This window comes from Variovorax ureilyticus (genome assembly GCF_050632185.1).
GTDB classification, from domain to species: domain Bacteria; phylum Pseudomonadota; class Gammaproteobacteria; order Burkholderiales; family Burkholderiaceae_C; genus Variovorax; species Variovorax ureilyticus_A.
This window is the reverse complement of record NZ_CP192579.1, coordinates 2,807,025-2,827,076: the sequence shown is the minus strand read 5'-3', so window position 1 is coordinate 2,827,076 and position 20,052 is coordinate 2,807,025. Positions and strand designations below refer to the sequence as shown.

The 20,052-nt window shown below is 64.4% G+C and carries 19 protein-coding genes and 4 pseudogenes; 15 read left to right on the top strand and 8 right to left on the bottom strand.

The window, feature by feature from the left end:
* Positions 1-167: 167 nt before the first annotated feature.
* The 6 genes from ACQ858_RS13955 (at position 168) to dnaB (ending at position 3,792) form a co-directional block, all read left to right on the top strand.
* A complete protein-coding gene (locus tag ACQ858_RS13955; RefSeq protein ID WP_431273307.1) occupies positions 168-653 on the top strand; it encodes a hypothetical protein in 486 nt (161 codons plus the stop codon).
* 93 nt (positions 654-746) lie between these two features.
* Positions 747-1,121 (top strand): 30S ribosomal protein S6, encoded by a 375-nt coding sequence (gene rpsF, locus ACQ858_RS13950; protein ID WP_184528076.1) that lies wholly within the window; start codon positions 747-749, stop codon positions 1,119-1,121.
* Positions 1,122-1,125: 4 nt separating this feature from the next.
* The gene (gene priB / locus ACQ858_RS13945) at positions 1,126-1,428 is read left to right on the top strand and encodes a primosomal replication protein N (protein ID WP_431273306.1); all 303 of its coding nucleotides are present in this window, start codon (positions 1,126-1,128) and stop codon (positions 1,426-1,428) included.
* Between the two features lie 20 nt (positions 1,429-1,448).
* A complete protein-coding gene (rpsR, locus tag ACQ858_RS13940) occupies positions 1,449-1,730 on the top strand; it encodes a 30S ribosomal protein S18 (RefSeq protein WP_019655919.1) in 282 nt (93 codons plus the stop codon).
* A gap of 13 nt (positions 1,731-1,743) precedes the next feature.
* Positions 1,744-2,196, top strand: coding sequence for a 50S ribosomal protein L9 (gene rplI / locus ACQ858_RS13935; RefSeq protein WP_431273305.1), 453 nt, complete (start codon positions 1,744-1,746; stop codon positions 2,194-2,196).
* Positions 2,197-2,388: 192 nt separating this feature from the next.
* Positions 2,389-3,792, top strand: a complete 1,404-nt coding sequence (gene dnaB, locus ACQ858_RS13930) for a replicative DNA helicase (protein ID WP_431273304.1) — start codon at positions 2,389-2,391, stop codon at positions 3,790-3,792.
* On the opposite strand, the gene ACQ858_RS13925 is transcribed toward dnaB, so the two are convergent.
* The 6 genes and pseudogenes from ACQ858_RS13925 to ACQ858_RS13900 form a co-directional block, all read right to left on the bottom strand.
* Positions 3,789-4,499, bottom strand: a complete 711-nt coding sequence (locus ACQ858_RS13925) for a helix-turn-helix transcriptional regulator (RefSeq protein WP_431273303.1) — start codon at positions 4,497-4,499, stop codon at positions 3,789-3,791. The genes dnaB and ACQ858_RS13925 overlap by 4 nt on opposite strands.
* Positions 4,500-4,507: 8 nt before the next feature.
* Entirely contained in the window at positions 4,508-5,050 is a 543-nt protein-coding gene (locus ACQ858_RS13920; protein WP_431273302.1) for a GyrI-like domain-containing protein, read from the bottom strand.
* Between the two features lie 85 nt (positions 5,051-5,135).
* A complete protein-coding gene (locus ACQ858_RS13915; protein ID WP_431273301.1) occupies positions 5,136-5,279 on the bottom strand; it encodes a hypothetical protein in 144 nt (47 codons plus the stop codon).
* A gap of 63 nt (positions 5,280-5,342) precedes the next feature.
* Positions 5,343-7,086, bottom strand: a pseudogene (locus ACQ858_RS13910) (PhoH family protein).
* 189 nt (positions 7,087-7,275) lie between these two features.
* On the bottom strand, positions 7,276-7,752 hold the full coding sequence (locus ACQ858_RS13905; protein WP_431273300.1) for a peroxiredoxin: 477 nt from the start codon (positions 7,750-7,752) through the stop codon (positions 7,276-7,278).
* A 121-nt stretch (positions 7,753-7,873) separates the two neighbouring features.
* Complete coding sequence (locus ACQ858_RS13900) at positions 7,874-8,260, bottom strand: Mth938-like domain-containing protein (protein ID WP_431273299.1); 387 nt, start codon at positions 8,258-8,260, stop codon at positions 7,874-7,876.
* Between the two features lie 66 nt (positions 8,261-8,326).
* Here ACQ858_RS13900 and ACQ858_RS13895 point away from each other — a divergent pair, with 66 nt between their 5' ends.
* The 6 genes and pseudogenes from ACQ858_RS13895 to moaD all read left to right on the top strand — a co-directional run bounded on the left by ACQ858_RS13895 (position 8,327) and on the right by moaD (position 14,389).
* Positions 8,327-9,550, top strand: coding sequence for a pyridoxal phosphate-dependent aminotransferase (locus tag ACQ858_RS13895; protein WP_431273298.1), 1,224 nt, complete (start codon positions 8,327-8,329; stop codon positions 9,548-9,550).
* Positions 9,551-9,596: 46 nt separating this feature from the next.
* Complete coding sequence (locus ACQ858_RS13890) at positions 9,597-10,919, top strand: homoserine dehydrogenase (RefSeq protein ID WP_431273297.1); 1,323 nt, start codon at positions 9,597-9,599, stop codon at positions 10,917-10,919.
* The gene (gene thrC / locus ACQ858_RS13885) at positions 10,919-12,334 is read left to right on the top strand and encodes a threonine synthase (RefSeq protein WP_431273296.1); all 1,416 of its coding nucleotides are present in this window, start codon (positions 10,919-10,921) and stop codon (positions 12,332-12,334) included. The genes ACQ858_RS13890 and thrC overlap by 1 nt, the downstream gene beginning before the upstream one ends.
* 13 nt (positions 12,335-12,347) lie before the next feature.
* Positions 12,348-12,894: pseudogene (mobB, locus tag ACQ858_RS13880) on the top strand (molybdopterin-guanine dinucleotide biosynthesis protein B).
* Between the two features lie 22 nt (positions 12,895-12,916).
* Positions 12,917-14,135: pseudogene (locus ACQ858_RS13875) on the top strand (molybdopterin molybdotransferase MoeA).
* Between the two features lie 2 nt (positions 14,136-14,137).
* Entirely contained in the window at positions 14,138-14,389 is a 252-nt protein-coding gene (gene moaD, locus ACQ858_RS13870; protein ID WP_088957616.1) for a molybdopterin converting factor subunit 1, read from the top strand.
* Here the strand turns inward: moaD and dapA are convergent.
* Entirely contained in the window at positions 14,376-15,272 is an 897-nt protein-coding gene (gene dapA, locus ACQ858_RS13865) for a 4-hydroxy-tetrahydrodipicolinate synthase (RefSeq protein WP_431276857.1), read from the bottom strand. The two genes, moaD and dapA, sit on opposite strands and share 14 nt — an antisense overlap.
* Positions 15,273-15,515: 243 nt before the next feature.
* Between dapA and ACQ858_RS13860 the strand changes: the two genes are divergently transcribed.
* Positions 15,516-15,992, top strand: a complete 477-nt coding sequence (locus tag ACQ858_RS13860; RefSeq protein WP_431273295.1) for a molybdenum cofactor biosynthesis protein MoaE — start codon at positions 15,516-15,518, stop codon at positions 15,990-15,992.
* A gap of 12 nt (positions 15,993-16,004) precedes the next feature.
* Here ACQ858_RS13860 and ACQ858_RS13855 read toward each other — a convergent pair whose 3' ends face one another.
* Complete coding sequence (locus ACQ858_RS13855) at positions 16,005-16,997, bottom strand: Bug family tripartite tricarboxylate transporter substrate binding protein (protein WP_431273294.1); 993 nt, start codon at positions 16,995-16,997, stop codon at positions 16,005-16,007.
* 89 nt (positions 16,998-17,086) lie between these two features.
* Between ACQ858_RS13855 and clpB the strand changes: the two are divergent.
* Together clpB and ACQ858_RS13845 are read left to right on the top strand one after the other, a co-directional pair.
* Positions 17,087-19,707 (top strand): annotated as a pseudogene (clpB, locus tag ACQ858_RS13850) (ATP-dependent chaperone ClpB).
* 38 nt (positions 19,708-19,745) lie between these two features.
* Positions 19,746-20,042, top strand: coding sequence for a hypothetical protein (locus ACQ858_RS13845; protein ID WP_431273293.1), 297 nt, complete (start codon positions 19,746-19,748; stop codon positions 20,040-20,042).
* The last annotated feature ends 10 nt before the right edge of the window (positions 20,043-20,052 follow it).

The following is a 20,052-nucleotide window of genomic DNA, read 5'->3' as shown; positions in this document are numbered from 1 at the left end:
CGCAGGCCGGCGTTGCGCGGCGGGCGACTGTCATCGCCGCGCAACGACTTCTGTCACACGAAACGCTGTAATCCCCGCGTCAGCTTGATGTATTTGCAACGAAATGCATCTTTGGTGTCAAACTTGTGACCCCAGAGGGGTGCTCCCCGTCTGGCGTCGAGGAAAGCATGATTCTTATCAAGACAGAAACCGGGCACCGGGTGCTCAAGGACCGGTCGGTGCGGCTCACTCCGCGTCAGCGGTCTGCATTCATCCTCTTCGACGGCCGCCGCTCGGTGAACGAGGTGATCGAGGCTGGGATGGGCATCGTCCCGGAGGACATCGATCAACTTGTCGAGCTCGGATTGCTGGAGCAAATCGTTTCGCAGGTGCCGGCACCCAGCCCGGTGCAGGCAGACTCGCCTGCTTCTCATCCGGCGCCCGGGGCTGCAACCCCGCCGCCGTCGGGCCGTTCATCGCAGCAGCGCTACAAGGACGCCTATCCCATCGCGACACAGCTCACGGCAAGTCTCGGCCTGCGCGGATTCAGGCTCAACCTGGCCGTCGAGGGGACGTCGACCTTCGAGCAACTCCACGAACTGTTCCCGAAAATCCAGTCCGCCGTAGGTCCCGACAAGGCAGCTGCACTGGAGCGTGCCCTCATTGGCGACTAAGCCTCTGCTATAATTGCCGGCTTTGCCTTGCCACACTGCGACTGACGCTGCGGGTGGCTTTATCCCTTCTACGGAAGATCCACAAGGAGTGCCATGCGTCACTACGAAATCATTTTGCTGATCCATCCGGATCAAAGCGAGCAAGTTCCGGCCATGCTGGAGCGCTATAAGGGCATGATCACCGCCGGCGGCGGCAAGATCCACCGCGTCGAAGACTGGGGTCGCCGTCAACTGGCCTACCAGATCAACAAGCTCAACAAGGCGCACTACCTGTGCGTGAACATCGAAGCTGAGCAAGCCGTGATGGCCGAACTCGAGCATGCGTTCAAGTTCAACGACGCCGTTCTGCGCCACCTGACCGTCGTCAAGAAGAAGGCCGACACCGGCCCTTCGTCGATGATGAAGACGGTCGAGCGCGAAGAGGCTCGCAAGGCCCAGCAGGCCGAGTACGCCGCCAACAACAACTGATGGTGTGAGTGCCGTCGCAGTCAATCAGCTCGTGCTGACTGCCTGCGTCGCCGAAATCGGAGCCCTGCGTTTCACGCCCGCCGGCCTGCCTGCAGTCGACGCCCGACTCGAACATGAGTCAACGATCGTCGAAGCGGGCCAATCAAGGAACGTGAAGGCGGCCATCAAGGCGGTGGCGTTCGGTTCAGTCGCAGAGCGGCTGGCACGGCAGGCGCTGGGAAGCCTCTGGCGATTCCAGGGCTTTCTCGCCACTCCGGGAAACGGCAAGCATCCGGTTCTGCACATCCAGGATTTTCAGCAAGATTAATTTTCGACAAGAGGTCCCCAATGGCCACGTTCAAGAAATTCAACAAGGACAAGCGTCCGAAGCGCAACACCCAGTCGCTGCTGTTCAAGCGCAAGCGCTTCTGCCGTTTCACCGTCGCCGGCGTCGAGGAAATCGACTACAAGGACGTCGACACCCTGCGCGATTTCATCAGCGAGAACGGCAAGATCATTCCCGCGCGCCTCACTGGCACGCGCGCCATCTACCAGCGTCAGCTGAACACCGCGATCAAGCGTGCGCGCTTCCTCGCCCTGGTGCCGTACAGCGACCAACACCGCGTCTAAGGAGCCGGACATCATGCAAGTCATTCTTCTGGACAAGGTCGTGAACCTCGGCGTGCTCGGCGAGATCGTCAAGGTCAAGGACGGTTACGCACGCAACTACCTGATCCCCTCGGGCCGCGCTCGTCGCGCAACGGAAGCCGCCAAGGCCGAATTCGAAGCCAAGCGCGCCGAACTCGAGAAGGCTGCTGCCGCCAAGCTGACGGAAGCGCAAGCCCAGGGCGAAAAGCTTGCCGGCACCGCCGTCAAGCTGACCCAAAAGGCCGGTGTCGATGGCCGTCTGTTCGGGTCGGTGACGAACCACGACGTCGCCGACGAGCTGAACAAGCTCGGCTACAAGGTCGCCAAGTCGCAAGTTCGCATGCCCAGCGGCCCGATCAAGGTTGTCGGCGACAGCACGGTGAGCGTTGCCTTGCACACCGACGTGGTCGTCGAGATCAACGTGACGGTCTACGGCGAAAGCGCGTAAGCCATCAGCAAAGAGAAGACAAGGTCGCTGGTGCGCGACCTTGTTCATGCAAGCCGCCTTCGGGCGGCTTTTGTTTTCTCGCGCGGCCGGGTTGTCCCGCGTCGTGCACCGGAAGATCACCGAATATTCACAGCCTTGTCCACGTGACGTCGCGCATCGCGCGGCTTAGCATGCAGGGTTGCAAGGAGCCCCATGTCCGCAGTCTTCTCCTACGCCGATAACGATCCCTCGAACGATCGCCAGATCGCGCAGTTGCGCATTCCGCCGCATTCGATCGAGGCCGAGTCGAGCGTCCTTGGCGGACTTCTTCTGGACAACGGCGCGTGGGACCGGATGGGTGATGTCGTCGTCGACAGCGACTTCTACCGTCACGAACACAAGCTGATCTACGCTGCCATCGGCACGCTGATCAATGCCAGCAAGCCGGCCGACGTGATCACGGTCTACGAGCAATTGCAGAACCTCGGCAAGGCCGAGGAAATCGGCGGACTTGGCTATCTCAACTCGCTTGCCCAGTACGTGCCGAGCGCGAGCAACATCCGGCGCTACGCAGAGATCGTTCGCGAGCGATCGATCCTGCGCAAGCTCGTCGCCGCGAGCGATGAAATCGCGACCAATGCCTTCAACACGCAGGGCAAAGCGGTCGACAAGATCCTGGACGAGGCCGAACAGAAGATTTTCAACATCGGCGAAGAAGGCACGCGGATGAAGCAGGGCTTCCAGGGCATGGATGCCCTGGTCGTCGAACTGCTCGATCGCGTGACGGAGATGGCCGAGAACCCGAACGACATCACCGGCGTGCGCACGGGCTTCTACGAGTTCGACAAGATGACCTCGGGGCTGCAGGCGGGCGACATGATCGTGCTCGCGGCGCGTCCGTCGATGGGGAAGACCTCGCTCGCCATCAACATCGCCGAGCACGTGGCGCTCAACGAGGGCTTGCCTGTCGCGGTGTTCTCCATGGAAATGGGCGCGTCGCAGTTGGCGGTCCGTATCGTCGGCTCGATCGGCCGCATCGACCAGGGCCACCTGCGAACCGGCAAGCTCACCGACGACGAGTGGCCGCGGCTCACCGAGGCCATCGAAAAGTTGCGCAACGTTTCGCTCCACATCGATGAAACACCGGGCCTGACCACCAGCGAACTGCGTGCCAATGCGCGTCGGCTCGCGCGGCAATACGGAAAGCTTGGCTTGATCGTGGTCGACTACCTGCAGCTCATGAGTGTCTCGAGCAGCATGAACGATGAGAACCGTGCCACCGCGGTGGGTGAAATCTCGCGCGGCCTGAAGATGCTGGCGAAGGAGCTCAAGTGCCCGGTGATCGCGCTGTCGCAGTTGAGCCGCGGCGTGGAAAGCCGTACCGACAAGCGTCCGATGATGAGTGATCTGCGCGAATCCGGCGCGATCGAACAGGATGCCGACCTCATCATGTTCATCTACCGCGACGACTACTACAACAAGGACAGCAAGGAGCCGGGTGTTGCGGAGGTGATCATCAGCAAGCACCGGAACGGACCGACCGGCACCGTGAAGCTGGCGTTCCTGAAACCGCTCACCAAATTCGAGAATCTCGCTACCGGCGGCGACGATTTCTAGTCCTGTTTCGCCGAATTGGCCTTCTGCGAAGCTTCCCGCAGGCTTCTGAGCATGTCCGCCAGCGTCTTCCCAGCCTCGTCGCGAAAACGCTCCGGCAACACCTCGATCTGGTCGATGCGGTCGAGCCTGAAGGCGCGAAAGTCTTCCCGCAGCTCGCACCAGGCGGAAAAGGTCCAGACCTTTCCCCAGTAGAAGCACCCGAGCGGCCGTACCGTGCGCTGCGTCGGCGCACTGACGACATCGTGATAGTCCATCCGGACCTTGTGCCGCGATTGCACGGCTTCCCGCAGCACCTGCAGGCGCGCGCGCGTGCCATCGTCGAGGATGTAGGCGGGTGCGTAGAGCGCAAGACTCTCCGCGGACACGCGCGCCGCCGTCGGTAGCACGGAAAGAATCTTTCCAAGCGCGGACTCGATATCTCGCGCCATCGCGGTGTCGACCCAGCTCTGCGCGAGCCGGGCCGATGCCACCAGCGCCGCCGCCTCATCCTGGGTGAACATGAGCGGCGGAAGGTCAAAGCCTGAACCGATGCGGTAACCGACGCCGGCTTCACCATCGACCGGTACGCCTTGGCGCTGAAGATCGGCGATGTCGCGGTAAACGGTGCGCTCGGAAATCTCGAGGCGTTGCGCGAGGAACGCTGCGGTGGTGAGCCGTCGCCCGCGAATGATCTGGACGATCTGAAACAGACGATCGGCGCGGCGCATGAAGGAGGTCAGCTTCCGATGAACCTGGGCAGGCGCACACAATCGGCGAGGCATTCCCGCCGAGTCTTGCCGCGCGCGCCAAAAGTCGGGTTCATGTCAGTCCAGTTCAACTCCGACGTGGATGGCGACCTGCTCGGGGCCGCTGTACGCCTCGAAGTCGCTTCGATAGCGACGCTTGATTTCGGGATGTGCATCGAAATATTGCCAGATCGCCTGCCACACCGCGAGAACCATCTGCGGCATCGCACCCTGTCCGGCGAAGACGAGGTAGTCGCCCCCTCGATGCGCACCGCTTCCGGGCCATCCGCAACTGCGACGCCGGTCGTGATGTCGAAGGCGCCGTCCGCGTCGGTCTCGTAGGCCGAGTAGACGCCGTAGAGGTGCATGTCGGCGATCCGATGCGGCGTCTTCTCGTAGATGCGCTCGTCGAAAAAGCGGTTCCACAGGGTGCTGATTCGCGCGGCCTGGGGGTTGTTTTCATCATGGTTGGTGGTTCGTGCGGTCAGGCCTGCGACGCTGAACGCATCCAGTCGTTGAAGTTGAGGTTGCATGACTTGCTCCATATCGAATTCATCGCTCCGCTGGCAGAGCGAACCCGGTTGCGGCGTCGGATTCCGAGCCGCCGGATGACGCGTGTCAGGCCAGCGCGTGCCTGACTTCGTTGCCCTCGGTATCCCGCAGGTCGGCGACAGGGATGTCAAACCAGTTGACGCTGGTGGTCATGATGGGCTTCCTCAGGCGGTGAATGAAGCCTGGATGCTGCACGACAGCTGCTGACAACGTTCTGTCAGGAGCGTTGTCAGCGTGGAGCTCCGGCCGGTTCGACCCGGCTGCGAGCTGCTGCTAGAGCACTTCGCTGGCGAAGTCGGCGAGGCGCGAGCGCTCGCCGCGTGCCAGCGTGATATGGCCGCTGTGGGGCCAGCCCTTGAACTTGTCGACTGCGAAAGTCAGGCCGGACGAGCCCTCGGTCAGATAGGGGGTATCGATCTGCGCGAGGTTGCCCATGCAGATGATCTTGGTGCCCGGACCTGCTCGCGTCACCAGCGTCTTCATCTGCTTCGGCGTGAGATTCTGTGCCTCGTCGATGATCACGTACTTGTTCAGGAAGGTGCGCCCGCGCATGAAGTTCATGCTCTTGATCTTGATCTTGCTGCGGATGAGCTCGTTGGTCGCCGCGCGGCCCCATTCGCCGGCGCCTCCGCCGTCGCCCTTCGCGAGGAACTCGAGGTTGTCGTCGAGCGCGCCCATCCACGGGCCCATCTTTTCCTCCTCGGTGCCCGGGAGGAAGCCGATGTCCTCGCCGACGCTGACGGTGGCGCGGGTCATGATGATCTCGGTGTAGCGGCGGTCGTCCAGAACCTGCGTCAGGCCGGAAGCGAGCGCCATCAGCGTCTTGCCGGTGCCGGCGGTGCCGGTCAAGGTCACGAAGTCGACCTCCGGATCCATCAGCAGGTTCATTGCGAAATTCTGTTCGCGGTTTCGCGTGTTCACACCCCAGACTGCATTCTTGATGGAGCCGTAGTCCTTCAGCGTCTTGAGCACCGCCGTCTTGTCGCGGATCTCGGTGACCCGCGCATACATGCTCGGCTCGCCGGGCGCTTCGAAATAGATGAACTGATTGATGTAGAGGTTGGGCACGATCGGTCCGCTGATGCGGTAGAACGTGCTGCTGCCGCTCTGCCAGCTCTCGATGGTCTTGCTCTGGCGGGTCCAGAAGTCAGTCGGCAGCGCGAGCGAGCCGGAGTAGAGGAGGTCGCCGTCATCCAGCGTCTTGTCGTTCTGGTAGTCGTCGGCGTCCAGTCCGAGCGCGCGCGCCTTGACACGCATGTTGATGTCCTTCGACACCAGCACGACTTCCCGCTTCACGCGTCCCGGCGCGTCCTTCGAGTTGAGGTCGCGCAGCGCCTGGACGACGCCGAGGATCTGATTGTCCGCCTTGCCTTGCGGCAGACTGGTTGGCAGGGTGTAGTCGAGCGGTTCCGTCTGGAAGAAGAGCTTGCCGCCAGCTTCGCGATGGCCGGTGGTGTCCAGCTTCAGACCCTTGCCGATGTCCGCGCCCTGTGCCGCGGCCAGTGCGTCCAGCGTCCGGCTGGCCTCGGCGCCCGTTGCGGGCCACTTCCGTCGTGCCCTTCTTGTGCCCATCGAGCTCCTCCAGAACGATCATTGGCAGGAAGATGTCGTGCTCCTCGAAGCGGAAGAGGCACACCGGATCGTGCAGCAATACGTTGGTGTCGAGCACGAAAAGCTTGGCCGGCCCGTTCGACTTGTTACGTTTGGCGCGCGGCTGGGTCTGGCGCGTGACTGCAGCCGCGGTCTCCGCGACCGCCGACGGGACGGGCGAGGGCGCTTTCGCCACTGGGAGCGGGGCTTTCGCCTTGAGCAGGGGGAGGGCCTCGACGTTGCCACCCGATTCGGCGGCGTGGCGATCGAACAGTTCGAGCGGACGGGGTCCGGTCGTGCCGCTTTCTTCAGATTTCCGATCAGTTGAGCGGCGACCGCCTCGGCCCTGCGAAGGCCGAGCGGGCGCGTCGTGCGCGCTGGGCGAGAGCATGGCGGCACGTTTCGTGGGGGCGGGAGGCAAGGGCATGGGGCAGTTTGCTCGCAAGAATGAAGGGGCCAGAAAACGAAAAAGCCGCCTGAAGAACCTGGCGGCTTTGTTCGGTGGATGCGGTCGCGGAGCTCAACGGCATGGGGCCATTATGCACATCGCGTGTGTCACTACCTCTGTTCGTTGCGCGCCGCCAACGCAGACGCGCAAAACCTCGCACTTGGCAAATCAGGCGGCCTTTTTGAGCGCCTTGACAGCTTTGAGTACCTCGTCGACATGGCCGGGGACCTTGAGCCCGCGCCACTCGGCCTTGAGATGGCCGTCCGCACCGATCAGGAACGTGCTGCGTTCGATGCCCTTGACCTTCTTGCCGTACATGATCTTGTTCTTGACCACGCCGAACATGTGGCACATCTTTTCTTCGGTGTCCGCGATCAGTTCGAAGGGGAGCTCGAGTTTGGCCTTGAATTCGTCATGCGACTTCATGTTGTCGCGCGAGACACCGAACACGGTGGCGCCAGCCTTTTCGAAGTCCTTGTAGCGATCGCGGAACTGCATGGCTTCGGTGGTGCAGCCTGGCGTGTTGTCCTTGGGATAGAAGTACATCACCAAAACCTGGCCGAGATGCGAGGTGTTCGAGACCTTCAGGCCGCCGGTGGCATTGGCATCGAATTCGGGAATGGGTTTGTTGACAACGATCGCCATGAAACTTGTTTTCTCCAGTTTGGTTCCATGCTCGAGCGAGTCGAGTTCATGGAGGATTGGTCGTTGCTAGATGAGGGCGGGCCGCCGGATTGCAACCCACAATTTTACCTCGAAATGCCTCCTACTGCCCGCTGGGGGCCTCCTCAATAAGGAGGGCGGCGACCACGTGGCGCCCTTCGCTGGCGAGGATGTTGTAGGTGCGGCACGCCGCGGGCGTGTCCATCGTCTCGACGCCGGTCCGCTGAATCATGAGCGGCTGGAGCCAGGCCGGCTTGGGGAACCGGATGCGCTTTCCGCTACCGAAGATGATCAGTTCGGCGCCCAGTGAAGCCAGTTGGGCGAAGTGCTCCGGTCCCAGGTCTTCGAAGCGGCTGCAATCCCATGTGAAGCGCTCGCCGCGCGAGCCGACGACGACGCTGGAATCGATACGTTCGTTGTTGACGGCGACCCAACCCGGGCCGTGTGCAGTGAGTGTCTGGACGTCGGATTTGTCGGGCTGGAGCTTCATCGGAAAGGGCAGGGAACTGTGGTCAAATTATAGGTTTTCCCCCGCGCAGACCCCCTTGGAGGGACTTTGAAACCGCTCAAGAAATCGGCCAAGCTGGCCAATGTGCTCTACGACATCCGCGGGCCGATCATGGACGCCGCCAAGCAGATGGAGGAGGAGGGCCAGAAGATCATCAAGCTCAACATCGGCAATCTGGCCGTGTTCGGCTTCGATGCGCCCGAAGAGGTCCAGCAGGACATGATCCGCAACCTCCCGGCCTCGGCCGGTTATTCGGACAGCAAGGGCATCTTCGCGGCGCGCAAGGCGGTGATGCACGAGACGCAGAAGCAGGGGATCGCAGGCGTCACGCTCGACGACATCTATCTCGGCAATGGCGCGAGCGAGCTGATCGCGATGGCGACCAACGCGCTGCTCAACGACGGCGACGAACTGCTGCTGCCCGCGCCCGACTATCCGCTGTGGACGGCTGTCGCGAGCCTGTCGGGCGGCAAGCCCGTGCACTACCTTTGCGACGAGGACAACGGCTGGATGCCCAGGCTCGACGACATCCGCGCCAAGGTCACGCCGCGTACCAAGGGCATCGTCGTCATCAACCCGAACAACCCCACCGGGGCGCTGTATTCGGATGAGCTGCTCAAGGGCATCGTCGAGATCGCCCGAGAGCACGGCCTGGTGATCTTCGCCGACGAGGTCTACGACAAGGTGCTCTACGACGGTGTCAAGCACACCGCGATCGCGAGCCTGTCGAAGGACGTGCTCACGCTCACCTTCAACTCGCTCTCCAAGAGCTATCGCTCGTGCGGCTATCGCGCGGGCTGGCTGGTGGTGTCGGGCGACAAGAAGAGGGCCCGCGACTACATCGAGGGACTCAACATGCTCTCGAACATGCGCCTGTGCGCCAACGTGCCGGGGCAATGGGCGATCCAGACGGCGCTCGGCGGCTACCAGAGCATCAACGAGCTTGTGGCGCCCGGCGGGCGACTTCGCCGCCAGCGCGATCTGGCCTACGAGCTCATCACGGCGATTCCGGGCGTGAGCTGCGTCAAGCCGAGTGCCGCGCTCTACATGTTCCCGAAGCTCGATCCGAAGATCTACCCGATCGAGGACGACCGGCAGTTCTTCCTCGACCTGCTCAAGGAGACCAAGGTGATGCTAGTCCAGGGCACCGGCTTCAATTGGAAGACGCCCGACCACTTCCGCATTGTTTTCCTCCCCCACGAGGAGGATCTGCGCGAGGCCATCAACCGCATTGCCGGCTTCCTCGAACGCTACCGAAACCGGCTTGCCTGATCCGCCGGCCTTGCTTTTCCCGCTTTCCCGCATTGAAGACAAAATCATGAAACCCATCCAAGTTGGCCTGCTCGGCATCGGTACGGTCGGCAGCGGCACCTTCAAGGTGCTTCGGCGCAATCAGGAAGAGATCAAGCGCCGCGCCGGCCGCGGCATCGAGATCACGATGGTTGCCGACCTCGACACGACGCGAGCCAGGGCGGTCGTCGGAGAAGGCGTGAAGGTGGTTGACGATGCGCGAGCCGTCATCGCCAACCCCGAGATCGACATCGTGATCGAGCTCATCGGCGGCTATGGCATCGCGAAGCAGCTGGTGCTCGAGGCGATCGCCGCCGGCAAGCACGTGGTGACCGCCAACAAGGCGCTGCTCGCGGTGCACGGCACCGAGATCTTCGCGGCCGCCCACGCGAAGGGCGTCATGGTCGCGTTCGAAGCCGCGGTCGCAGGCGGCATCCCGATCATCAAGGCGCTGCGCGAGGGCCTCACGGCCAACAGCATCCAGTGGATCGCCGGCATCATCAACGGCACCACCAATTTCATCCTGTCGGAGATGCGGGACAAGGGGCTCGACTTCGAAACCGTGCTCAAGGAAGCGCAGCGCCTCGGCTACGCCGAAGCCGATCCGACCTTCGACATCGAAGGCGTCGATGCGGCCCACAAGGTGACGATCATGAGCGCGATCGCGTTCGGCATCCCGGTGCAGTTCGACAAGGCCTACGTCGAGGGCATCACCAGGCTCGCCGCGCAGGACATCAAGTACGCCGAACAGCTCGGCTACCGCATCAAGCTGCTGGGTGTCACCAAGCGCGTGGCGCAGGGCGTCGAGTTGCGCGTGCACCCGGCGCTGGTGCCTTCGAAGCGCCTGCTGGCCAACGTTGAGGGCGCGATGAACGCGGTCATGGTCAACGCCGATGCCGTCGGCACGACGCTCTACTACGGCAAGGGCGCGGGGAGCGAGCCGACCGCCAGCGCCGTCATCGCCGATCTGGTCGACATCGCGCGCCTGCACACGGCTGACGCGGCCCACCGCGTGCCGCACCTCGCTTTCCACCCCGATGCGATGAGCGACCTCAAGGTCCTGCCGATGTCGGAGGTGGTGACGAGTTACTACCTGCGCATGCGCGTCGCCGACGAAGCCGGCGTGCTGGCGAAGGTCACCGGTCTGCTCGCCAGCGCGGGCATCAGCATCGATGCGGTGCTGCAGCGGGAGGCCGACGAAGTGGGCGGCGAAGGCTCGACGCAGACCGACCTCATCATCCTCACGCACGACACGCGCGAAGGCACGCTCGACGAGGCGCTGGCCCAGGTGCAGGCGCTGCCGACCGTGCTCGCCCCGATCGTGCGGATTCGCAAGGAAGAGTTGTCCTGATGCGCTACCTCTCCACGCGCGGCCACCCTGAACGTCGCCGCTTCTGCGAAATCCTGCTTGAAGGCCTTGCGCCCGATGGCGGCCTGTATCTGCCCGAGCAGTATCCGAAGGTCGATGCCGCCACGCTCGCCAAGTGGCGCGGCCTGCCTTATGCCGAACTGGCATTTGAAATCCTTTCGCTCTACGTCGACGACATTCCGCCGGCCGATCTGAAAGCGATCTGCGCCAAGACGTACACGGAGGAGGTGTTCGGCACGCCCGACATCGTGCCGCTGCGCGAGCTCGAGGACGGCGTCTACATCGAAGCCTTGTCCAACGGCCCGACGCTCGCCTTCAAGGACATGGCGATGCAGCTCCTCGGCAACCTGTTCGAGTACGAGCTGGCCCGTCGCGGCGAACAGCTCAACATCCTCGGCGCGACCAGTGGCGACACCGGCAGCGCAGCCGAGTACGCGATGCGCGGCAAGAAGGGCGTGCGTGTCTTCATGACCTCGCCCGACGGCCGCATGAGTCCGTTCCAGCAGGCGCAGATGTTCAGCCTGCAGGACGAGAACATCCACAACATCGCCATCTCCGGCGTCTTCGACGACTGCCAGGACATCGTCAAGGCGGTGTCGAACGATCTGGCCTTCAAGCGCAAGTACAAGATCGGCACGGTCAATTCGATCAACTGGGCGCGGCTGCTGGCGCAGGTGGTCTATTACTTCGCCGGGTACTTCCAAGCCACGGCGAGCAATGACAAGCCGGTGAGCTTCACCGTGCCGTCGGGCAACTTCGGCAACGTCTGCGCGGGGCATGTCGCGCGCATGATGGGCCTGCCGATCCGCACGCTCGTCGTTGCGACCAACGAGAACGATGTGCTCGACGAGTTCTTCCGCACCGGCGTCTATCGAGTTCGCTCGGCGGCCGACACGCACGAGACCTCGAGCCCCTCCATGGACATCTCGAAGGCCAGCAACTTCGAGCGTTTCGTCTTCGATCTGGTGGATCGCGATGCCGCCAAGAGCCGCGCGCTGTTCGAGGGCGAACTTGGCCGCGCCGGCCGCTTCGACCTCAGCGGCGATCCGGCCTTTGCGAAGGCCGCAACCCAGTTCGGCTTCGCGAGCAGCCGCAGCACGCATGCCGACCGCCTCGCGACGATCCGCGACACCGACAAGCGCTTCGCGACCCTGATCGACACGCACACGGCCGACGGGCTCAAGGCCGCGCGCGAACATCTCGCGCCGGGCGTGCCGATGATCGTTCTCGAAACCGCCCTGCCGATCAAGTTCGCCGAAACGATCGTCGAGGCGCTGGGCCACGAGCCGGAGCGTCCCGCGCGGTTCAAGGGCATCGAGAACCTGCCCAAGCGGGTCGTCAAGCTCCCGGCCGACGTTGACGCGGTGAAGGCGTATATCGCCCGGCACTGCGATTGATCTCGCCCGACGCATGAAAGTCATCGGCTTCGCCGGCTTCTCCGGCGCGGGGAAGACGACGCTCGTGGAGCGGTTGATCCCCGTGCTCAAGCGGAAGGGGCTGCGCGTTTCCGTGGTCAAGCACGCGCACCACAAGTTCGACATCGACCACCCGGGCAAGGACACGTACCGGCACCGCGAGGCGGGCGCCTTCGAAGTGGTGGTCGGCTCGGACAAGCGCCCGGCACTCATCCGCGAATTCGAACAGCCGACGCGGCTCGACGTGCACGACCTGATCGCGGAACTCGATCCGGGCGCCGACTGGGTCCTGGTCGAAGGCTTCAAGCACAGCGACCTGTTGAAGCTCGAGGTGTGGCGTGCGCCAGCGGAAGGCGAAGAGCCACGGCCGGTGCGCTACGTCGAGGACCGGTTCATCGTCGGCATCGCCACCAACACGCCGTCGAGCCTGCCGCAGGCCGCCAGAGCTGCCGATCTTTGACCTCGACGACACCGATGGCATCGCCGAGTGGCTTCTGCTGCACGCCGAGCGATTCGCATACAAGGTGAAGGACCATGGCTGAAACTTCCTCACGTCCCCCGCTGATGGCGCTCGACGAAGCGCTGTCCCGCCTGCTTGCCGCGGCATCGCCCCGGCTTGGTGCTGAAAGCGTCTCGACCTTCGACGCCGATGGCCGCGTGTTGGCGCAGGACGTGGTTTCGGGCCTCACCGTGCCGCCGCGAGACAACAGCTCGATGGACGGCTATGCAGTTCGCGCAGGTGATTGCCGAGGCCGCTGGCGCCGTTCTGCGCGTGGCGCAGCGTATTCCGGCCGGCACCGTCGGCACGCCGCTCGCGGCCGGCACCGCGGCGCGCATCTTCACCGGAGCGCAGATCCCCGAAGGTGCCGATGCCGTGGTCATGCAGGAGGACACGCAGGCATTGCCGGAGGAAGGCAGCCTGGGCAGCGTTCGCATCGAGATCGCGCCCGCGCGGGGCCAATGGATCCGTCGCGCCGGCGAGGACGTGGCCGCCGGCGACATCGTGCTGTCAAAGGGCGAGCGTCTTGTCCCCGCGGGTCTGGGACTGGCCGCCAGCGTCGGACTGGCCCAGTTGCAGGTCTCGAAGCGTCCGCGCGTCGCGCTCCTGTCGACCGGCGACGAACTGGTGATGCCCGGTGAAGTGGCGCCCGAGGCGATGAAGCCCGGCTCCATCTACAACTCCAACCGTTTCTTCATGCGCGCGCTTCTCAAGCGCTTCGGCTGCGAGGTCAACGATCTCGGCATCGTGCCGGACCGCCGCGAAGCCACCATCGAGGCGCTGCGCGAAGCGGCACAGCGCAACGATTTGATCATCACCACGGGCGGTGTCTCGGTCGGCGAGGAAGACCACATCAAGGCCGCCGTGCAGCACCTGGGCAGCCTCGAACTCTGGTCGTTGTCGATGAAGCCGGGCAAGCCCTTTGCCTATGGCCGCATCGGGGACGCGCACCTGACCGGACTGCCCGGCAATCCGGTATCCAGCTTCCTGACCTTCCTGCTGCTGGTGCGGCCGTTCCTGCTCACGCTGCAGGGCGCGAAGCGCGTCGCGGTCGAACCGGTGGCGATGCGCGCCGATTTCGACTGGCCGCGCGCGGACCGTCGTCGCGAGTTCCTGCGGGCGAGGCGCAATGCTGCGGGTGGGCTGGATCTGTTTCCCAACCAGAGCTCCGGCGTTCTCACATCGACCGTGTGGGGCGACGGGGTCATCGACACGCCGGCCGGTCAGCCGTTCAAGGCCGGCGACATGGTCCAGTTCATTCCCTTCTCGTCGCTGCTGGCCTGAGCATGAAGATCAACGTCCGCTACTTCGCCTCGGTGCGCGAGGCGCTCGGCACCGGCGCCGAAGCGATTGACACCTCGGCGCCGAACCTCGGCGCGTTGCGCGACGAACTGATCGCGCGCGGCGAGCCGCACGCCAGTGTGCTGGCGCGAGGCCGGGCGGTGCGCATGGCGCTCGACCAGGTGATGAGCAACGAGCAGGCCCTGCTCCGCGAAGGCAGCGAGGTGGCCTTCTTTCCGCCGGTCACGGGCGGCTGATCGCGGACTGGATCTCCAGCAAGCGATCCAGAAGATTCGCCGGCGAGCGGGTCATCGGCGGACGCAGTTCATCGGCGATCAGCCCCTCGTGCGCGAGCAGGGCCTTGATCGGACCGGGGTTCGCATCGGCGAAGAGCGCCTCGATGAGCGGCAGCAGCGGCTGCCAGAGCGCCCGGGCCTCCTTCAGTCGCTCTTCGCCCAAGAGCCGCAGTACGCTGACGAATCGCGCGGTCTGCGCATGCGCGCTGGCCGCGATCGCGCCGACGCCGCCTTCCGCGACGGTGCCGAACATCTGCGCATCTTCCCCCGCGAGCACCTGGAGGCGGCCGTCCTCGATCAGGGCGCGTGTCTTGGCCATATCGCCGCCGCAGTCCTTGATCGCACGGATGCGGGGGTGCGCGGCAAGTTCGAGCAGGGTGTCCCGCGTGATCGAGATGCCGGTGCGATACGGAATGTCGTAGATCACGATCGGCATCGCACTGGCATCGGCAATGGCAGTGAACCAGTCCTGAATCCCGCCTTGCGACGGCCGAATGTAGCTTGGTGCCGGCACCAGGAGCCCTGCGAGGCCGAGTGCGCCGAGACGCCGCACCCAGGCGAGTGCCTTGCCGAGGTGGTAGCCCGAGAACCCCATGATGCGCGGCATCGAGGGCGCGGCGCGCGCGACCGTGTCCAGCACCGCGAGCTGCTCGTCCTCGTCCAGCGCGGCCGCCTCGCCGGTCGAGCCGCAGACCACGAAGCCGGCGATGCCTGTCGGCGCGAGCCGTTCGATCAGACGGGCCAGCGCAGGGTGATCCACCGCGCCGTCGCGAAATGGTGTGATGAGCGGAACCCAGAGCCCGGAGAAGTCGGGCGACCGATGTGGAGTGTGTTGCACGCGGATTTCCTTTCAGGAATCGACCGATGGAAGAACCACCGTCGAATGCGCGCGCACAACCGGCTGCAGCCTGGGCCTTGCGGTTCCGTCGCTCATCCGACGACGGAACCGAGGCTCCGGTCAGATGAGCTCGGTTTTCTTGGCTTTGCCTTGCAGGCGTGCGCAGGCCGGTTCTTCGAACGAAGAAAGGGGTCGTTGCGGAGCGTTGCAAGGCATCGCGCGAGTCTATCGCAGTGCCACAATCCCGGGATGGCCGGTGCGCGCGTTTCGATCCAGACAGAAGACTTCGACCTTCAAGGCGAGATCGCCGCCTTGCGCGCGGGCAACCCGCGCGTCGGCGCGGTCTGCAGCTTCATCGGCACCGTGCGCGACCGCAACGACGGCAGCGACGTCGCATCGATGGAGCTCGAGCACTATCCCGGCATGACCGAGAAGGCGATCGAATCCATGATCGACGAGGCGCACCGCCGCTTCGACATCCTCGGCGCGCGCGTGGTCCATCGCGTCGGCCTCCTGCAGCCGCAGGACCAGATCATGATGGTTGCCGTGGTCTCTGCCCACCGCGGCGAAAGCTTCCAGGCCTGCGAGTTCCTGATGGACTACCTCAAGACCCAGGCGCCGTTCTGGAAGAAAGAACAAACCCCGGATGGCGCCCGCTGGGTCGATGCCCGGGTCGACGACGACGCAGCATTGGCACGCTGGGGCATCACGGCCAGCAACGCCTGAACAGGGCGACTTCTATTGCGGTTGGAAGCCACTGGCTTTGATGATTTGAGCCCAGGTCTGCGTGTAGCTGCGCACGCTGCCGGCGAACTGGCCCTGCGGCATGAAGCCGACCGTCAGGCCCATCGCCGTCAGCCGCTCCTTCACATCGGGCATCGCCAGCACCTTGGCCAGCGCGGTGCCGAAGCGGTCGATCGCCGCCTGCGGCGTGCCCACGGGCGCGAAGACGCCGTAGTAGGGCAGATCCTCCAGCCCCGGAAGCCCCAGTTCCTCGAAGGTCGGCACCTGCGGCAGTACCGCCTGCCGCTTGGCGCCGATCACGGCCACTACGCGGATCTTGCCGGCCTTCTGGTTCTCGATGAAGTCGGGGATGGAGCCGATGCCCGCAGAAATCTGGTTGCCGAGCATGTCGGACATCATCGGCGCGCTGCCGCGGTAGGGCGCGGCCTGCAGGTCGAGCTTGTACTTGGTGCCGATGAGCTTCACGAGAAACTCGGGGATCGACGCCGGCGCCGGCACGCCGATCGTGTCCTTGCCGCTGCGCTGGGTCCGCACCCAGTTCACGTATTCGTTCAGCGTCTTGGCCGGCGTGCCGCCGGAAACCGCGAGCGCGTTCGCGAAGGTCGCAAAGCCCGCCACGGGGACGAAGTCGTGCGCCGGATCGAACCCCGGGTTCTTGACCACCTGAGGCAAGATGGAGATGGTGTGGTCGTGCGTCAGGAACAGCGTGTTGCCGTCCGCCGGCGAGGACTTGAGCACCTGGGCCGCGATCTGGCCGCCCGCGCCCGCGCGATTGTCGACCACGACAGGGGCGCCGAGCTGGTCCTTGAGCTTTTCACCCAACATGCGCGCAATGGCGTCGGTGCCACCGCCGGCCGGGAATCCGACCAGCAGGCGGATCGGCGTTCCACCCGGCTGCGCGAGCGCCACGCCTCCCGCGGCCAGCAGGCCGGCCGCGAAAAGGCCACGCACCAGGCGCCTGGCGCCACCCCATGTTGACTTGAACATCGATCCACTCCAAAGATTGCGATTGAAAAAATCCGGGTCGTCTTGATATCGACTCGGAACACCCCTATTTTGAATGCAGGAATCAAGCCATGCGCCAAGACAAACTCACCACCAAGTTCCAGGAAGCCCTCGCCGATGCGCAATCGTTGGCATTGGGCAATGACAACGCCTACATCGAGCCGGTCCATCTGCTGGTCGCCATGCTGCGCCAGGAAGACGGGCCGCGCGCGTTGCTGGAGCGGGCCGGCGCCAACGTGCCCGGGCTGCTTCAGGCGGCCGAAGCGGCGATCAAGAAGCTGCCTCAGGTGCAGGGCCACGACCAGGTTCAGGTGAGTCCGGACCTCGGCAAGCTGCTGCAGGCCACCGAAAAAGAATCCATCAAACGCAACGACCAGTTCATCGCGAGCGAACTCTTTCTGCTCGCGCTGGCCGACAGCAAGGCCGACATCGGCAATCTGGCGCGCAGCCACGGCGTGACGCGCAAGTCGCTCGAAGCCGCGATCGATGCGGTGCGCGGCGGGCAGAGCGTGAACAGCGCCGATGCGGAAGGCCAGCGCGAAGCCCTCAAGAAATACTGCCTCGACCTCACCGAGCGTGCCCGCCTCGGCAAGCTCGACCCGGTCATCGGCCGCGACGAGGAAATCCGCCGTGCGATCCAGGTGCTGCAACGCCGCACCAAGAACAACCCCGTGCTTATCGGCGAGCCGGGCGTGGGCAAGACCGCGATCGTCGAAGGCCTCGCGCAGCGCATCGTCGCGGGCGAAGTGCCCGATTCGCTCAAGGGCAAGCGCGTGCTGTCGCTCGACATGGCTGCGCTGCTCGCGGGTGCGAAGTACCGCGGCGAATTCGAAGAGCGCCTGAAGAGCGTGCTCAACGAGCTTGCGAAGGACGAAGGCCAGACCATCGTCTTCATCGACGAGCTGCACACCATGGTCGGCGCCGGCAAGGCCGAAGGCGCGATGGACGCCGGCAACATGCTCAAGCCCGCGCTCGCACGTGGCGAATTGCATTGCGTCGGCGCGACCACGCTCGACGAGTACCGCAAGTACATCGAGAAGGATGCCGCGCTGGAGCGTCGCTTCCAGAAGATCCTCGTGGGCGAGCCGAGCGTGGAGGCGACCATCGCGATCCTGCGCGGCCTGCAGGAGAAATACGAAGTGCACCATGGCGTCGACATCACCGACCCGGCCATCGTGGCCGCGGCCGAGCTGTCGGACCGCTACGTGACCGACCGGTTCCTGCCGGACAAGGCGATCGATCTGATCGACGAGGCCGCCGCGCGCATCAAGATCGAGATGGATTCGAAGCCCGAGGCCATCGACCGCCTCGACCGCCGCCTGATCCAGTTGCAGATCGAGCGCGAAGCGGTGCGCAAGGAAAAGGACGAAGCCTCGCAGAAGCGCCTTGGCTTGATCGAAGACGAGATCACGCGCCTGCAGAAGGAGATCGCCGACCTCGACGAGATCTGGCAGGCCGAGAAGGCGCAGGCGCAGGGCAGCGCGCAGATCCGCGAGGAGATCGACAAGATCAAGTTCCAGATCGCCGAATTCACCAGCAAGGAGACTTCAACAAGGTCGCCGAGCTCCAGTATGGCAAGCTGCCGGGGCTTGAGAAGCGCCTGAAGGAAGCCCAGGAAACCGAATCGAGCAAGGGCAAGTCGAGCGCGCCCACGCTGCTGCGCACGCAAGTCGGCGCCGAAGAAATCGCCGAGGTGGTTTCGCGTGCGACCGGCATCCCGGTCAGCAAGCTCATGCAGGGCGAGCGCGACAAGCTGCTCATGATGGAAGACAAGCTGCACGAGCGCGTCGTCGGCCAGGACGAGGCGATCAGCGCGGTCGCGAACGCGATCCGCCGTTCGCGCTCGGGTCTGTCGGACCCGAACCGCCCGACCGGCTCGTTCCTGTTCCTCGGCCCGACGGGCGTGGGCAAGACCGAGCTGTGCAAGGCGCTCGCGGGATTCCTGTTCGACAGCGAGGATCACCTGATCCGCGTCGACATGAGCGAGTTCATGGAGAAGCACTCGGTCGCGCGCCTGATCGGTGCGCCGCCCGGGTACGTGGGCTACGAAGAGGGCGGCTACCTGACCGAAGCCGTGCGCCGCAAGCCTTACAGCGTGCTGCTGCTCGACGAAGTCGAGAAGGCGCACCCGGACGTCTTCAACGTGCTGCTGCAGGTGCTCGACGATGGCCGCCTGACCGACGGCCAGGGCCGCACCGTGAACTTCAAGAACACGGTGATCGTGATGACCAGCAACATCGGCTCGCCGATCATTCAGCAGATGGTCGGCCGGCCGTCCGAGGAGATCAAGGACGCGGTGTGGGAAGAGCTCAAGAATTACTTCCGGCCCGAGTTCCTGAACCGCATCGACGAGACGGTGGTGTTCCACGCCCTCGACGCGAAGAACATCGAGGCGATTGCATCGATCCAGCTCAAGGTGCTGCAGCAGCGCCTCGCGAAGATGGATCTGTCGCTCGACGTGTCGCCGGCGGCGCTGGCGGAGATCGCCAAGGTCGGCTTCGACCCGGTGTTCGGCGCGCGGCCGCTCAAGCGTGCGATCCAGCAGCGCATCGAGAACCCGCTGTCGAAGCGGTTGCTTGACGGGACCTTCGGGCCGAAGGACACGATCGTGGTCACCACGGATCCGATCCAGGACCCCGGCCACTTCAGGTTCGAAAAGGCCGGGGAACCTGCGGCGAAGGCCGTGGCCTAAGACGGATGGTCAATTTCTTCGTCCGACTGATTCTCCTCATGCTGGGGCTGGTCTTCGCGGCCAGCCTCGCCGTCGCCGTGCTGTTGCTGGCGGTGGTCTGGGGCTTGCGCTATGCGTGGGCGCGGCTCACCGGCAAGCCGGTGCAGCCGTGGGTCATGCGCTTCGATCCGCGCAGCGGCTTCGATCGCTTCCGCTCCGCCGGGCAGCCCCAGGAGCCTTCGGCGGCGGACGTCGTGAGCGCCCGTGCACGCGGACAGGCATCCGACAGCCCGGTGCGTCTGAACGCTGCGGGCAGCGTGACCGACGTGTCGGTGAAGCCGTCGCGCGGCGAATAAGTCCGCTGCG